Annotated in this window: 16 protein-coding genes and 1 pseudogene; 6 read left to right on the top strand and 11 right to left on the bottom strand. The window is 72.0% G+C overall.

All coding sequences use genetic code 11. From position 1 onward, the window contains the following. The first annotated feature begins 38 nt into the window (after positions 1–38). Positions 39–992 carry a LysR substrate-binding domain-containing protein gene (locus ACIGA3_RS23850; protein WP_399719079.1) on the top strand — a complete coding sequence of 318 codons (954 nt, stop codon included), beginning with the start codon at positions 39–41 and terminating at the stop codon, positions 990–992. Between the two features lie 21 nt (positions 993–1,013). On the opposite strand, the gene ACIGA3_RS23845 is transcribed toward ACIGA3_RS23850, so the two are convergent. Continuing rightward, positions 1,014–1,775, bottom strand: a complete 762-nt coding sequence (locus ACIGA3_RS23845; RefSeq protein WP_399719076.1) for an alpha/beta hydrolase — start codon at positions 1,773–1,775, stop codon at positions 1,014–1,016. A gap of 47 nt (positions 1,776–1,822) precedes the next feature. Continuing rightward, positions 1,823–2,068: a hypothetical protein gene (locus ACIGA3_RS23840; protein WP_399719073.1), complete on the bottom strand. Its 246-nt coding sequence runs from the start codon at positions 2,066–2,068 to the stop codon at positions 1,823–1,825. Between the two features lie 172 nt (positions 2,069–2,240). On the opposite strand from ACIGA3_RS23840, the gene ACIGA3_RS23835 reads away from it, so the two are divergent. After that, complete coding sequence (locus ACIGA3_RS23835; protein ID WP_399719070.1) at positions 2,241–2,594, top strand: ATP-binding protein; 354 nt, start codon at positions 2,241–2,243, stop codon at positions 2,592–2,594. A 128-nt stretch (positions 2,595–2,722) separates the two neighbouring features. Here the strand turns inward: ACIGA3_RS23835 and ACIGA3_RS23830 are convergent, their stop codons facing one another. From ACIGA3_RS23830 to afsQ1, 5 genes and pseudogenes are all read right to left on the bottom strand, one after another. Then, on the bottom strand, positions 2,723–2,926 hold the full coding sequence (locus ACIGA3_RS23830; protein WP_399719065.1) for a PspC domain-containing protein: 204 nt from the start codon (positions 2,924–2,926) through the stop codon (positions 2,723–2,725). Between the two features lie 290 nt (positions 2,927–3,216). Next, a pseudogene (locus ACIGA3_RS23825) lies at positions 3,217–3,783 on the bottom strand (VanZ family protein); the annotation flags it as partial. 112 nt (positions 3,784–3,895) lie between these two features. Beyond that, positions 3,896–4,507: a hypothetical protein gene (locus ACIGA3_RS23820; protein WP_399719063.1), complete on the bottom strand. Its 612-nt coding sequence runs from the start codon at positions 4,505–4,507 to the stop codon at positions 3,896–3,898. Then, positions 4,504–6,087, bottom strand: coding sequence for an ATP-binding protein (locus tag ACIGA3_RS23815; RefSeq protein ID WP_399719060.1), 1,584 nt, complete (start codon positions 6,085–6,087; stop codon positions 4,504–4,506). The genes ACIGA3_RS23820 and ACIGA3_RS23815 overlap by 4 nt, the downstream gene beginning before the upstream one ends. Next, the gene (afsQ1, locus tag ACIGA3_RS23810) at positions 6,084–6,761 is read right to left on the bottom strand and encodes a two-component system response regulator AfsQ1 (RefSeq protein ID WP_388996392.1); all 678 of its coding nucleotides are present in this window, start codon (positions 6,759–6,761) and stop codon (positions 6,084–6,086) included. Before afsQ1 ends, ACIGA3_RS23815 begins: the two co-directional genes overlap by 4 nt. Before the next feature lie 287 nt (positions 6,762–7,048). On the opposite strand from afsQ1, the gene ACIGA3_RS23805 reads away from it, so the two are divergent. Then, positions 7,049–7,828: a SigE family RNA polymerase sigma factor gene (locus tag ACIGA3_RS23805; RefSeq protein WP_399719057.1), complete on the top strand. Its 780-nt coding sequence runs from the start codon at positions 7,049–7,051 to the stop codon at positions 7,826–7,828. A 220-nt stretch (positions 7,829–8,048) separates the two neighbouring features. On the opposite strand, the gene ACIGA3_RS23800 is transcribed toward ACIGA3_RS23805, so the two are convergent. Continuing rightward, entirely contained in the window at positions 8,049–8,684 is a 636-nt protein-coding gene (locus tag ACIGA3_RS23800) for a uridine kinase (protein WP_399719055.1), read from the bottom strand. Positions 8,685–8,811: 127 nt separating this feature from the next. On the opposite strand from ACIGA3_RS23800, the gene ACIGA3_RS23795 reads away from it, so the two are divergent. Continuing rightward, entirely contained in the window at positions 8,812–9,234 is a 423-nt protein-coding gene (locus ACIGA3_RS23795; protein ID WP_399719052.1) for a hypothetical protein, read from the top strand. Between the two features lie 58 nt (positions 9,235–9,292). Here the strand turns inward: ACIGA3_RS23795 and ACIGA3_RS23790 are convergent, their stop codons facing one another. From ACIGA3_RS23790 to deoC, 3 genes are read right to left on the bottom strand one after another with little or no spacing between them, the layout of a single operon-like run. Further along, entirely contained in the window at positions 9,293–10,183 is an 891-nt protein-coding gene (locus tag ACIGA3_RS23790; RefSeq protein WP_399719049.1) for an aldehyde dehydrogenase family protein, read from the bottom strand. After that, complete coding sequence (locus tag ACIGA3_RS23785) at positions 10,176–11,612, bottom strand: aldehyde dehydrogenase family protein (RefSeq protein WP_399719046.1); 1,437 nt, start codon at positions 11,610–11,612, stop codon at positions 10,176–10,178. The genes ACIGA3_RS23790 and ACIGA3_RS23785 overlap by 8 nt, the downstream gene beginning before the upstream one ends. Before the next feature lie 5 nt (positions 11,613–11,617). Then, positions 11,618–12,616: a deoxyribose-phosphate aldolase gene (gene deoC / locus ACIGA3_RS23780; protein WP_399719279.1), complete on the bottom strand. Its 999-nt coding sequence runs from the start codon at positions 12,614–12,616 to the stop codon at positions 11,618–11,620. Between the two features lie 149 nt (positions 12,617–12,765). Here deoC and ACIGA3_RS23775 point away from each other — a divergent pair, with 149 nt between their 5' ends. Further along, the gene (locus ACIGA3_RS23775) at positions 12,766–13,464 is read left to right on the top strand and encodes a PH domain-containing protein (protein WP_399719044.1); all 699 of its coding nucleotides are present in this window, start codon (positions 12,766–12,768) and stop codon (positions 13,462–13,464) included. Between the two features lie 113 nt (positions 13,465–13,577). Next, the gene (locus tag ACIGA3_RS23770) at positions 13,578–14,198 is read left to right on the top strand and encodes a BMP family ABC transporter substrate-binding protein (RefSeq protein ID WP_399719041.1); all 621 of its coding nucleotides are present in this window, start codon (positions 13,578–13,580) and stop codon (positions 14,196–14,198) included. Positions 14,199–14,415 lie beyond the last annotated feature (217 nt).

Genomic DNA, 14,415 nt, shown 5'->3' with positions numbered 1-14,415 from the left:
TCATCCGTCCAATGCATGGAATCGCCATAATCGTTCCCATGGAGCATCAGCAGAGGTCACGGCCGCGCCTGTCACCGTCCGGTGACACAGAAGACATGGCGCTGCTGCTCGCGCCCCGCCTCGCCTACTTCGCCGGGGTGGCCCGCACCGAGCACGTCACGCGGGCCGCGCACGAGATGAACGTCCCGCAGTCCACCCTCTCCCGCGCGATGGTCCGGCTGGAGCAGGACCTCGGGGTGGGCCTGTTCGCCCGGCAGGGCCGCACGGTCTCGCTCACCCCGGCGGGCCGCACCTTCCTCGGCTCGGTGGAACGCGCCCTCGCCGAGGTCGAGCGGGCCGCCGAGGAGGTGCGCGCGGATGCCGACCCGGCCACCGGCAAGGTCGCCTTCGGCTTCCTGCACACCATGGGTCCCGAGACCGTACCCGGTCTGCTCCACGCGTTCCGCGCCGACCATCCACGGGTCCGCTTCAGCCTGGTGCAGAACTACGGCGAGGCCATGCTGGAGCGGCTGCGGGCGGGCGAGCTGGACCTGTGCCTGACCTCACCGGTGCCGGACGCCCCGGACCTGGTCGCCCGGCGGCTGGACGAGCAGAAGCTCCGCCTGGTCGTCCCGGCCGACCACCGGCTGGCCGGCCGCCGCCGCATCCGCCTGGCCGAGGCGGCCGACGAGACCTTCGTGACCCTGGAGCCCGGCTACGGCCTGCGCCGCATCACCGACGACCTGTGCCGCGAGGCCGGGTTCCGGCCCAGGGTCGCCTTCGAGGGCGAGGAGACGGAGACCCTGCGCGGGCTGGTGGCCGCCGGACTCGGCGTGGCCCTGCTGCCGCCGCCCACCGTGCCCCGGCCGGGCGTGGTGGAGCTGACGGTGACGGCGCCGAGGGCGGTCCGCGAGATCGGCGTCGCCTGGCTGGCCGACCGCCCGGACACCCCGCCGGTGGCCGCCTTCAAGAAGTTCCTCCTTTCCAGGAGGGGCAACCTGCTGCCCTCGTAGGGTGTGTCCGCGAAGTCCCGCCTACCTCCGCAGCGACTTCCCGAACCCCGACGCCAGCGGCATGCGCAGCCCTATCGGCGGCGGCGCGGCGAGGGCGTCCTCCACCGGGCGGGACAGCGGGTGCCCGAAGAGGGCGCCCAGGGTGAAGTCCACGGTCAGGGCGAGTACTTCGTCCCGGTGCTGGTGCAGCCCGTGGCCGTCGGAGTGGACCTCGAAGCGGCAGACCTCCCGGTTCACCTTCTTCGCACGGGCCGCCAGCCGGAACGACAGCTCCGGATCGCACCGTTCGTCGTTCGTGCCGTGCGCGATCAGCACCCGCCGCCCCACCAGCTGCTTGACCGGCTCGGCGGCGCCCGCACCGTCCTCCGGGAGCCAAGGAGCGATGGCCACCACGGAGTTGACCGCTTCATGGCCCCCGGCGCCCAGTGCGGCCCGCCCGCCCATGTCCAGCCCCACCAGGCACACCGGCACGTCCCCGTACCGCCGCACCACCTCGTCCGCGGCCCAGGCGGCGTCCGTCGCGAGGTGGGCCTCGGCGCCGTTCCAGCCTCGGTAGCGGTAGTGGACCGGATGGACGGCGAGCTCCTCCGCGCGGCCCGCGCGGGCCAGACTGCGGGCCAGCGCGCGGACGAGGGTGCCGGGCAGGAGCGGGAACGGGCGGCGGGTGGAGAACTCGTCCCCGCCGGGGAGCAGCAGTACCGCTCCGCTCACCGCGCTCGGCGCGGGGCCGACCGCCTTTCCCAGCCTGGCCGTCCGGACCGGCGTCGTCGCTTGCTGTCCCATGGCAGAACACTGTCAGAAGGCGAGGTGTACGAAACCCTTCCCGGCGGTCACCATTGCGTATCGACGCGCACGGGGTACGGATCGCGCCACTGTGTGAACGGCCTGAATTCGAGCATCCCGTCGAGGAGTTCGGCCGCACGCTCGATTTCCGGTGCCGCTTGCCAAGTCAATGTGATGAGAACAAGGTTCATTCCTTTCGATGAACGGCCCATGGTCGCCCAGGACTTCGCCCGCCCCGGATGTGAAGGGTGGCCGCCCGAATGACTGTTCCCGCGCGCCGCTTCCACCAGCACTTATGTGGGAATGGCGTGTCGATAGTACTTATTGCGCGCCCCGGGAATACGTACAGGAATTCACAAGCCGCCCGCATTTCGGTGATTGCGGTGGGCGGTCCGTGATGTTTACGGTCATAGACCGCTCGGATCATCCGTGATCCATGTCTCCGCATTCAAGGACGCAATCACCATGAAGCAGTCTGCTGCCAAGACCCTCGGTGTCGCCGCCCTCGGTGCCGCTTTCGCCGCCGCCGGCGCGGGCGCGGCCAACGCGGCCCCGGCCGTCCCGGACGCCCTCCCCGCCCTGGGTTCCGTCGCCCACACGCTGCCGGCCGCGAACGTCACCCAGGCGCTGCCCGGCGCCGCCGAGGCCGTCTCCCAGGGGCAGGGTGTGATCGGCGGCGGACTGACCACCGCACTGCCCGCCGCCCAGAAGGTGCTCGCCCAGGGCCCGACCGCGCCCGTCGCCGGACTGCTCGGCGGCCTGCCCGTGGCGGGCCTGCCCACCCACGGCCTGGGCCTCAACGGCATCCCGCTCGGCTGACGCACCCCACACGCGACGCCCCTCGAGCGCGGCGCCCCCACGCACGACGCCGCCGAGGCCGTCCCGGCGCTCTCCGGGACGGCCTCGGCGGCGTTCGCGTACGCGGAACTCGACCGGGCGGCGCTCGCTCACCAGGCGGTGGCGCGGGCCTTGTCCTCGGAGGGCAGCAGTATCCACAGCGCTATGTAGAGCAGGAACTGCGGGCCGGGCAGCAGGCAGGACACCAGGAAGATCACCCGCATCGTGCCCGCCGAGGTGCCGAAGCGCCGTGCCAGCGCGGCGCACACGCCGCCGATCATGCGGCCGTTGGTGGGGCGGGCAAGGGCGGTCATGGCTGGCTCCTCCGTGGTCGTCGGCCCGCGAGCGGGCCGTCTGCCGGGGCGGGCCGAGTGCCGCGCCCCCGTCTGTCGTCGTATGCCCAACGGTACGGAGACGAAGCGGGAGAAGCATCACTCTAAGGGGCTATACCGACCCTGGGAATCGTCGGGGTCCGCCCCTGAGAAAGCTCCCCGCGCACGCTCACCGCACCACCGGCCGGACCCGGACCCCCGGCCCCGGCGGCCCGGTCGGCCCCGCGCGCCTCCCCGGCCGGATACCCGTCGCAACCCCCGGCCACGCCACCGGAGATACCCCTACGCCCGCCCCTAGGGACGCCCCCCAGCCCGCCCCGCCCCCCGAACCCGCCACGGCGCCCGTACCCCTCCCGCGCCCCGGCCGTGACCCGCATCCGGCGCCGCAGCCACGCCCGCCCCGCCGGGACGAGCGCCAGATGGGCCAGGAGGACGCCCGCGGTGTTCAGCAGCAGCGCGTCCACATCCACCACGCGGCCCGGCACCCCGGTCTGCAGCAGGGCGATGCCGAGGGATATCAGGGCGCCGGCGGCGGCCGTACGCAGCAGGGAAGCGAGGGGGGAGACGGTGAGCCGACCGTCCGCCATCGGCAGCAGGAAACCCAGCGGGGCCAGCAGGGCCAGCCCCTCGCCGAAGCGGAGGCCCGCCTCGGGCCAGCCCAGCGCCAGATCGGCGCGCAGCCCGGCCAGCGGGCGCAGATTCGCGGGCCGTACCCACGGCACGTCCAGGGGCCGCAGCGTCAGCCAGGCGACGAGCGCGAGATGCGCGACGAGGAGGACTACCCCGGTCACTCGGATGCGGTTCGCGGCGCTGCCGCCGATGGAGCCTTGACGCTGCACGTCCCCCAAGACGCGCCGCCGCGCTCGATCGGTTCCGCTTCGCCGCGCCCCACCCCGGTGAGGCGTGCACCACACCCCCACCCGGCCGGCCCCGCGCGGCCATGACCGCGTCTCAGTTCAACGCGACCGAACCGGAAGGGGGTTGGACGCGTCCGGGGTGGTCGCGGACGTCCTCCGTGCACTCGTAGCGGCGCGGCGCGGCCGGGGCCGGACCGGCCAGGATCACCGAGCCGTCGCCCTCCGCCGCCGCGGAGTCGGAGAAGGTGCACACCACCTGGGCGAGCGCGGGGGAGCCCAGTCTGTCGGGGGCGGTGCTCAGTCGCAGCGCCTCCTCGGGCTCCGCGCGTCCCGGCCCGGTGACGGTGATGCCGCCCGGCACCCGGGTCTGGTAGCCCGCCGCCCGCTCCCCGGCCGACGGCGCCGAGGCGAGCTGGTCCAGCAGTCCCTGCGCGACCATGACCCGGCGCCGCGCGTCCGGCGTGCCCTCCGGCACCCGCACCGTACGGTCCACGGTCACCAGCGAGGCCCCGCACAGCAGGAAGACCTGCACCGGCACCCCTTCCGGGGACTGCGTGGCCTGCCCGGACCCGGCCGGCGAACAGGGCACCCGCGACGGCGCCCCGCCGAAGTCGGTCGGCACCTCCGTGGGCCGGATGCCGCACCCGGTGAGGAGCGCGCCCAGCAGCCCCAGCGCCAGCAGCCCGCGCACCGCCCGCCCGCTCACCTGGTCCCCCCGTGGCTGCTCTCGGCCGGGGAGTCGCCCTTGTCGTCCCCGTCGGGCTCCTCCGTGAGGCTGGAGGCGTCCAGCGGCAGCCGGAGCGTGAACACCGCGCCGCCCTCGGGGGAGTTGGCGGCCGTGATCTCGCCGCCGTGGATGTGGGCGTTCTCCAGCGCGATGGAGAGACCGAGGCCGCTGCCCTCCGAACGCGGCCGGGAGGCGCTGGCCTTGTAGAAGCGGTCGAAGACGTGCGGCAGCACCTCCTCGGGGATGCCGGGCCCGTGGTCGCGCACCGCCACCATCAGGTCGTCGCCGTCGATGCGGACCGAGACCCGCACCGGGGAGCCGCCGTGCTTGAGGGCGTTGCCGATCAGGTTGGCGAGGATGACGTCCAGGCGGCGCGGGTCGAGACGGGCGTGGATGCCGCGCTCGGCGTCCAGCTCGACCGCGTCCAGCCAGGCGCGGGCGTCGATGCAGGCGGTGATCTGGTCCGCGAGGTCCACGTCGTCCAGCACCAGACGGGCGGTGCCCGCGTCGAAGCGGGTGACCTCCATCAGGTTCTCGACCAGGTTGTTCAGCCGCCGGGTCTCACTCACCACCAGGCGCACCGCGGGCTCGACCATCGGGTCGATGCCGCCGCCCTCGAACTCCAGCTCGTCCTCCAGCACGTCGGTCACGGCGGTGATGGCGGTGAGCGGGGTGCGCAGCTCGTGCGACATGTCGGCGACGAAGCGGCGGGAGGCGTCGTCACGGGCGGCCATGTCCGCGACCCGCTTCTCCAGTGCCTCGGCCGCGTTGTTGAACGTCCGTGACAGATCGGCGAGTTCGTCCGTGCCGGAGACCCGCAGCCGGGTGTCGAGCCGGCCCTCGCCGAGCCGCCGCGCGGCCACCCCGAGCCGGTGCACCGGCTTCAGCACGGTCGTGGCGGCGGCCTGCGCGAGCAGCGCCGAGCCGATCAGGGCCAGGCCGGTGGCGATCCCCAGCGACCAGGCGAGGGAGTTGAGATCCTTCGCCTCCGGCTCCAGCGACTTCGCCATGTAGCCGGTGGAACCGCCGTCGACCACCTTCGTACCGGCCACCAGGAACGGAGTGCCCCGGTCGGTGACCCGCTGCCAGTACAGGTGGTACGGCGACTTGTTGGAGCCGCTCGCCTTCTGCCGCTTGTTCACCGCCGTGCGCAACGACGGGGGCACGTCCTTCAGCGAGAAGCCGCTCAGGCCGCCCGAACCGCCGTACACCGTGCGGCCGTCGGGGTCCTGGGCGACCAGCAGCACGCTGAAACGCTGGCTGCTGCCCGCCATCTGCCCGGCGGCGCGCTGGAGTTCGTCCTGCGTGGGGTGCGCGGGCAGGGCGCCCGCGCGGTTCTGCATCTCCTGCCGGAAGTCGCGCAGCACCGCGTCCTGGGCGCGGGTGAGCACCGCCTCGCGGTTGAGCCAGTACGCGATGCCCGACGCGGACACCGCCGCCGTCAGCGCGACCAGCCCGAAGACCAGCACCAGTCGCAGCCTGAGGCTCGTGAAACGCAGTCCGGCCAGCTTCCTCCCCCGCTCGGCCGCCCAGCGGCCGAATCCCCCTCGATCGCTCACTGAGGGGTGTCCAGGCGGTAGCCGACACCACGGACCGTGCGGATCAGGGTCGGGGAGGACGGCACGTCCTCGACCTTCGCCCGCAGCCGCTGCACACACGCGTCCACAAGGCGGGAGTCGCCCAGGTAGTCGTGCTCCCACACCAGCCGCAGCAACTGCTGCCGGGACAGCGCCTGGCCGGGCCGGCGGCTCAGCTCCAGCAGCAGCCGCAGCTCGGTCGGGGTCAGCTGGAGATCCTCGCCGTTCTTGGTCACGGTCATCGCGGAGCGGTCGATGACGACGTTGCCGAAGGTCGCCGAGTCGCTGGACTCGCGCTCCCCGCGCCGCAGCACGGCCCGGATACGGGCGTCCAGGACGCGGCCCTGCACCGGTTTGACCACGTAGTCGTCGGCGCCGGACTCCAGTCCGACCACCACGTCGATGTCGTCGTTGCGCGCGGTCAGCAGGATGATCGGCAACTGGTCGGTGCGCCGGATACGGCGGCACACCTCGAACCCGTCGATGCCGGGCAGCATCACGTCCAGCACGATCAGGTCCGGGCGCTGCTCACGCAGCAGCTTCAGACCGTCCTCGCCGCTCGCGGCGGTGGCGACCCGGTGCCCCTGGCGCGTCAGGGACAGCTCAAGGGCCGTACGGATGGCGTCGTCGTCCTCGATCAGCAACAGGGAAGGCACGGGCTCATTCTGGCCCATGTACCGCCTGTCGTACGACCCGTGCCGGGTGCGGTTCTTCCGCGGTGCCCGCGGTCGCGGTTCCCACGGTCCGGACACGGCGTACCAAAGCGGGCCCTTGCCACCTCCGGCCCGCCGGAACCCGTCACGACCCGCCGGGACCGGCCCCTGTGACAGGTCTGTGACAGTCGGCGGACATGGCCATGAAGGACGGTCGGCAAGCTTTTCGGCAGGCGGGAGAGCATCACCGGCCACGCCAGGCACCGGAAGTCCACGACGGGGAGCGCGAGATGAACACGCCACACGGCATGAGCACCAGCGCAGTGGTCACGCGTCTGCACGACGCACACCGGGGGGCAGAGAATTCCGGGAAGTCCGGTGCCGGGACCACGCTGCCGCCACGCGGCCGCGAGTCCCAGGGGGTACGGGGGTGCGCCCGCGGCACCGGGCGTCAGCACACCGGTTACATGACGGTGGTCGACGCCCGCACGGGGGAGGGGCACGGGGGAAGCGCGTACAGGGGGGAGCAGGGGGAGCGTCGCTCGCTGACGGAGGCGGAGTTCACCGCTTACGTCCAGGAGCGCCGCGCCTCCCTGTACGCGACCGCCTACCACCTGACCGGCGACCGCTTCGAGGCCGAGGACCTGCTGCAGAGCGCGCTGTTCTCGACCTACCGGGCGTGGGAGCGGATCAGCGACAAGGCCGCGGTCGGCGGTTACCTCCGCCGCACCATGACCAACCTGCACATCAGCGCGTGGCGCCGCCGCAAGCTGAACGAGTACCCGACCGAGGAACTGCCGGAGACGCCCGCCGGTACGGACGCCATGCGCGGCACCGAGCTGCGCGCCGTCCTGTGGCAGGCGCTCGCCCGGCTGCCCGAGCTCCAGCGCACGATGCTGGTGCTGCGGTACTACGAGGGCCGTACCGACCCGGAGATCGCCGACATACTCGGCATCAGCGTCGGCACGGTGAAGTCCAGCATCTGGCGCTCGCTGCGGCGCCTGCGCGAGGACGAGGTCCTGAGCTTCGGCCGGGACCACGAGGACGCCTTCGGCGAGCTGGTGGCCTGAAGGACGGGTCCATCGGGGGATGGACCCACGGGGGAACGGGGGAACGAGCCGTCATGGCTCGGCCCGAGGGGATACGGGGAATCGCGGGGGCCCACCGGGGGGAGGGTCCGCGCGAGAACCCGTAAGGGGAAACACGGGGGAAAACGGGGGAGTACCGGGAAGCGGGGCTGGACGGCTGGGGGGCCGTGCAGTCCCGCTTCTCCGCTTTCTCAAGCCCCTCTTACGCCGCCGTCTGCTGCCGCCCCTGGCGGCCCGCCGCGGCCGCCGCCATCCGGCTCAGCGCCTCGTCCCGGCCGCACGGGTGTGCGCCCAGGGACACCTGGCGGGACACGATCGAGCGTTCCGCGCGCAGCAGCCGCCAGCCCCGGCGCAGCAGGAACGGCACCGACTTGCGGCCCTCCTTCAGATCGCGCAGGAAGCGGCGCCGGAAGGTGGTGACCGGGCCCCTGGTCAGACACAGCGCGTCCGCCAGCACCCCCAGCTCGCGGCAGCGCTCCACGATCTCCGCCGCGAAGATCCCCTCGGCGATGAACAGCGGGGTACGGCCGATGCTCAGGGTGTCCTCGCCGGTCCGGGCGCTCAGCGAGATGTCGTACACCGGAACCGGCGTCGAACCGGACGCGCACAGCCGGACTATCGCCGCGAGCGCCACGTCCGCGTCCCAGGACAGCGGATGGTCCCAGTCGATGTCCGAGCTCTTGTCGACGAGCGGCAGCGACGGGTCGTCGCCCTCCTTGTAGAAGTCGTCGAGGCGCAGCACGGGCAGCCCGGAGAGGGCGGCGACGAGTGACTTGCCCGAACCGGAGGGGCCGGACAGCAGCACCACGCGGGCGGGGGACGGGGGATGGATGCTCACGGAACACCAGTTTGACGCATGGTGGCCGTCCTGCCGACCCCGCGGGTCCACATTGGAGCGCGCGTCACATGTCAACTACCCTACGTGTCGACCGTATTACCCTGCGCACCAGAAGGCGGCACCACTGATGGCCCGACATTCCGCACCCCGGTCTCCCCGTCAGCCCGCCGCGCGGCGCGCCCTGATCGCCCTCGCGTCGGCCGGAGCGGCCCTGGCGGCGGGCGCGAGCGCGGCCCACGCCGACGCGGCCGCCCCGCTCGTGGACGTACCGCCGCTGCGCTCCACCTCCGTCGGCGACATCAACCCGCAGTCCGGGCTGAACGCCCTGACCACCTCGGTCGGCTACGCCACCGGCGCTGTGGCCGGGCTCAAGCCCAACCCGCTGGCCGGCACCGGCACCGACCCGCTGAACAACGGCATCGGCACCGCCGTCGCCGACTTCAAGCCGCTCAACACCCTGGCGCTCACCGCGCCGGTCGCCCAGGCCCCGTCCTTCGGCGCGGTCCCGGTCGTCGGCCAGACTCTGGGCCTGCTCAGCCCCGAGGGCTGACAATCGCGAAGCCGCGCCGCCCCTTCGCGATGAAGGCACGGCGCGGCTCCGTGTGCGCTCAGTACGACGAGCCCGACGCGCCCAGCGCCCCGGTGGGGTGCCAGACCGTCTTGGTCTCCAGGAACGCCGTCATGCGGTCGATGCCGGGAGTCGCCGCGTGATCCACAGGCTGTGGACGAAGGACGCGCTTGAGGTTGTCCGCCGCCGCGATCTCCAGCTCCTTCGCCAGCTCCGCGTCCGCGCCCGCGAGGTCGATCGCGTTGACGTCCTGGTGCGCGGCGAGCGGCGCGGCCAGCTCGGCCGTGCTGCCCGACAGGATGTTGACGACACCGCCCGGCACGTCGGAGGTGGCCAGCACCTCGCCCAGGGACAGGGCGGGCAGCGGGGCCTTCGCGGAGGCGATGACGACCGCCGTGTTGCCGGTGGCGATCACCGGGGCGATCACCGAGACCAGGCCCAGGAAGGACGAGTCCTGCGGGGCCAGCACCGCGACCACACCGGTCGGCTCGGGCGAGGACAGGTTGAAGTACGGGCCCGCGACCGGGTTGGCGCCGCCCACGACCTGGGCGATCTTGTCGGTCCAGCCCGCGTACCAGACCCAGCGGTCGATGGCCGCGTCCACGACCGCCGACGCCTTCGCCTTGGACAGGCCCTCGGCCTCGGCGACCTCGCGGACGAACTGCTCCTTGCGGCCCTCCAGCATCTCCGCGACGCGGTACAGCACCTGACCGCGGTTGTACGCGGTCGCGCCGGACCAGCCGCCGAACGCCTTGCGCGCGGCCACGACCGCGTCACGGGCGTCCTTGCGGGAGGACTGCGGGGCGTTGGCCAGCCAGTTGCCCTTTGAGTCGGTCACTTCGTACACCCGGCCGCTTTCGGAGCGGGGGAACTTGCCCCCGACGTACAGCTTGTAGGTCTTGAAGACGGAAAGTCGGGTGGCATCAGACATCGAGGTACGCCTCCAGGCCATGGCGACCGCCCTCGCGGCCGAAGCCCGACTCCTTGTAACCGCCGAACGGCGAGGTCGGGTCGAACTTGTTGAACGTGTTGGACCAGACGACACCGGCGCGCAGCTTGTTCGCCACCGCCAGGATGCGGGAGCCCTTCTCGGTCCAGATGCCCGCCGACAGCCCGTACTGGGTGTTGTTGGCCTTGGCGACGGCCTCGTCCGGAGTGCGGAAGCTGAGCACCGACAGCACCGGGCCGAAGATCTCGTCGCGGGCGATGGTGTGCGCCTGGGTCACGTTGGTGAACAGCGTCGGGGCGAACCAGTAGCCGCTCTCCGGGAGTTCACAGGCCGGGGACCAGCGCTCGGCGCCCTCGGCCTCGCCCTTCTCGGCGAGCGCGGTGATCCGGGCCAGCTGCTCGGCGGAGTTGATCGCGCCGATGTCGGTGTTCTTGTCCAGCGGGTCGCCGAGGCGCAGCGTGGACAGACGGCGCTTGAGGGCGTCCAGCAGCTCGTCCTGGATCGACTCCTGGACCAGCAGCCGCGAGCCCGCGCAGCACACCTGGCCCTGGTTGAAGAAGATGCCGGTGACGATGCCCTCGACGGCCTGGTCGATGGGCGCGTCGTCGAAGACGATGTTGGCGCCCTTGCCGCCCAGCTCCAGCGTGAGCTTCTTGCTGGTGCCCGCGACGGTCCGCGCGATCTGCTTGCCGACGGCCGTGGAGCCGGTGAAGGCGACCTTGTTCACGTCCGGGTGCGCGACCAGCGCGGCGCCCGCGTCGCCGTACCCGGGAAGGATGTTGACGACACCCTTGGGCAGGCCGGCCTGACGGCAGATGTCCGCGAAGAACAGGGCGGACAGCGGGGTGGTCTCGGCGGGCTTGAGGACGACCGTGTTGCCGGTCGCCAGCGCCGGGGCGATCTTCCACGCCAGCATCAGCAGCGGGAAGTTCCACGGGATGACCTGGCCGGCGACGCCCAGCGGGCGGGGGTTCGCGCCGAAGCCGGCGTGGTCGAGCTTGTCGGCCCAGCCCGCGTAGTAGAAGAAGTGCGCGGCGACCAGCGGGAGGTCCGCGTCGCGGGTCTCCTTGATCGGCTTGCCGTTGTCCAGCGTCTCCAGCACGGCCAGCTCGCGGCTGCGCTCCTGGATGATGCGGGCGATACGGAACAGGTACTTGGCGCGCTCGGAGCCGGGCAGCGCCGACCACTTCTCGAACGCCTTGCGGGCGGCCTTCACCGCGCGCTCCACGTCCGCCTCACCGGCCTGCGCGACCTCGGAGAGCACCTCCTCGGTGGAGGGGGAGACGGTCTTGAAGACCTTGCCGTCGGCGGAGTCGGTGAACTCGCCGTCGATGAAGAGGCCGTAGGAGGGGGCGATGTCGACGACGGCGCGGGACTCCGGCGCCGGTGCGTACTCGAAGAGGGAACCCATGGTGATCAGTCCACCGTCACGTAGTCGGGGCCGGAGTAGCGGCCGGTGGCCAGCTTCTGACGCTGCATCAGCAGGTCGTTCAGCAGCGAGGAGGCGCCGAAGCGGAACCAGTGGTTGTCCAGCCAGTCCTGGCCCGCGGTCTCGTTGACCAGCACCAGGAACTTGACCGCGTCCTTGGTGGTGCGGATGCCGCCCGCGGGCTTCACGCCGACCTGGACGCCGGTCTGGGCGCGGAAGTCGCGCACCGCCTCCAGCATCAGCAGGGTGTTGGCCGGGGTGGCGTTGACCGCGACCTTGCCGGTGGACGTCTTGATGAAGTCCGCGCCCGCCATCATGCCCAGCCAGCTCGCCCGGCGGATGTTGTCGTACGTCGACAGCTCGCCGGTCTCGAAGATGACCTTCAGCCGGGCGCTCGTCCCGCAGGCTTCCTTCACGGCGGTGATCTCGTCGTACACCTTGAGATAGTCGCCCGCGAGGAACGCGCCCCGGTCGATGACCATGTCGATCTCGTCGGCACCCGCCGCGACCGCGTCGCGCACGTCGGCCAGCTTCACGGCGAGCGCGGCCCGGCCGGCCGGGAACGCGGTGGCGACCGAGGCGACCTTGACGCCCGAACCGGCGACGGCCTCCTTGGCGACGGCCACCATGTCGGGATAGACGCAGACGGCGGCGGTGGTCGGGCTCGTCCGGTCCGTGGGGTCCGGGTGGACCGCCTTGGCACCGAGCGCCCGGACCTTGCCGGCGGTGTCCGCGCCTTCCAGCGTGGTCAGGTCGACCATCGAGATGGCGAGGTCGATGGCGTACGCCTTCGCGGTGGTCTTGATCGAGCGGGTCCCGAGGGACGCGGCACGCGCTTCCAGGCCGACCGTGTCGACGCCGGGCAGCCCGTGGAGAAAGCGGCGCAGCGTGCTGTCGGACGCGGTGACGTCGGCGAACGCCTTTGCGGGGGATGCGATGGGGGCACCGCCCTGTTCGAGCGGCGTCGAGAGCTTGGGGGAGGGCATGGTCACCAGACGAGCATATCTACGCGCGTAGCGGCTGTATAGCCCCGGGGGTGGGGTTGTGCGGGGTTTCCTCCGCCGCAGGTCACGGATGGGCTCCGGTATCGGGCCAGGTGGTGGTGGGCTCGCGGCCTTCGTGCACAATCGGGGCCATGACGACCCCGGACCACCAGTCACCCGCGTCGCGGCCCGTGGTGCCCGCCGCCAGGGACCGGATCTACCGCTCGCCGATGGGACTCGTGGGCGGTGTGCTCGTGCTGGCCCTCGTCATCTGGCTCGGCTGCGACGCGCTGTTCCGGGGCCACGGCCAGGTGAGGTGGCTCGCGCTGGCCGTGATGATCCTGGTCGTGCCGCTGGTGAGCGCCTTCACCCTGCGCCCGGCGGTCTTCGCCGACGAGGAACGGCTGCGGGTCCGCAACCCCTTCCGCGTGATCACCCTGCCCTGGGGCCGGCTGGGCTCCCTGCGCTCGAGCTACTCCAACGAGGCCCTGACCGACTCCGGCACCAAGTTCCAGCTCTGGGCGATCCCCGTCTCGCTGCGCGCCCGTAAGCGCGCGGCCAACAAGCGGGCCCGCGCGGCGGCGCAGGCGGCCCGCGGGGCCCGGGGCGGCAGCGGCTTCGGCGGGGTGTTCGGCGGCGGGGGAGCGAGTGCCTTCGGCGCCGCCGAGGCGGTGGACGCGCCCGCCCGTGCGGAGACCGACAAGATCATGGACGACCTCCGCGACCTCCACGAACGCCATGGCGAGGCGGAGCACGCCCAGGGCGAGATCACCGTCCGCTGGGCCTACGAGATCCTGATCCCGGTGCTGGCGGGGGCCGTGCTGCTGGCGGTTGTGCTGATCACGGGCTGAAATCCGAGCACGGTCGGCGGCGGACGGAGCATCTCCGGCCGTCGCCGATTTTTTGATGCGCTCTCTTCGCGCCTCCGCGCGCGCTCCATCCGAAGGACAGAGGAAAGACAGCAGTGAAGACCCGGCGCGGTTGGCGCGCGAACAAGAAGGCACCGGAGAGCCGGTACAAGCGCGGACTCCTGCGTGCGATGACGGCCGCTGCCCGGCTGTCGCGCGGCCGCAGGGGGTGGACCGTCGCCGGTGCCGTGCTGTCGGCCGCGGTGGCGGCGGGGCTGTGGATCTACCTCGACGGACGGCAGGACGGTCCGCCCGACACCCGCGCGCGCCAGTACAAGGAGTTCGACGCGTGCCTGCTGGCCGGTGACAAGGGCATCGCGCGGGGAACCCGCGCCGCCTCGGCGTGGCAGGGCATGCAGCGGGCGTCGCTGGAGACCCGTGCCCGGATCAACTACGTGCCGGTGGTCGGCGCGCAGTCGGTGGCCAACAGCCGGCCGTTCCTCAACAGCTTGATGCAGCGGCAGTGCGATGTCCTGGTCGCGGTCGGCGCGCCGCAGGCGCAGGCCGCGCGAGAGGCGGCGGCGAACCATCCCGAGGTGCGGTTCGTGGTCGTCGACGGCGCGTCAAGTGCCAAGGAGGGCAAGGCCGGGAACGTCACCGTGGCCGCACCGGACGACTCGCTCCAGGGGGCGGTGGCCGACGCGATCACGCGGGCTGTCGACGACACGGAGCAGTGACGCGCGGGAAGTTCTAGTAAAGATCAGTTAAAAGTGATGGTCTCGTGTAGGTCAAGTGATCGAAGATAAGAAAAGCTTACGAAGTTTTGCTGACTTCTTAAGTTAAGGCTCTCCCATGCGTGTTCGCTGGGTCCGTAGCCCTCGCTTGTTCCCGCCGGACGGTTCCGGCAGGCGTCGAGCGAGGGCTACGGCTCTTTCGGTACTTGTCTCCTTCTCC

Source organism: Streptomyces sp. NPDC085596, assembly GCF_044541565.1.
Lineage (GTDB): Bacteria > Actinomycetota > Actinomycetes > Streptomycetales > Streptomycetaceae > Streptomyces.
This window is presented reverse-complemented; position numbering and strand designations above follow the sequence as displayed.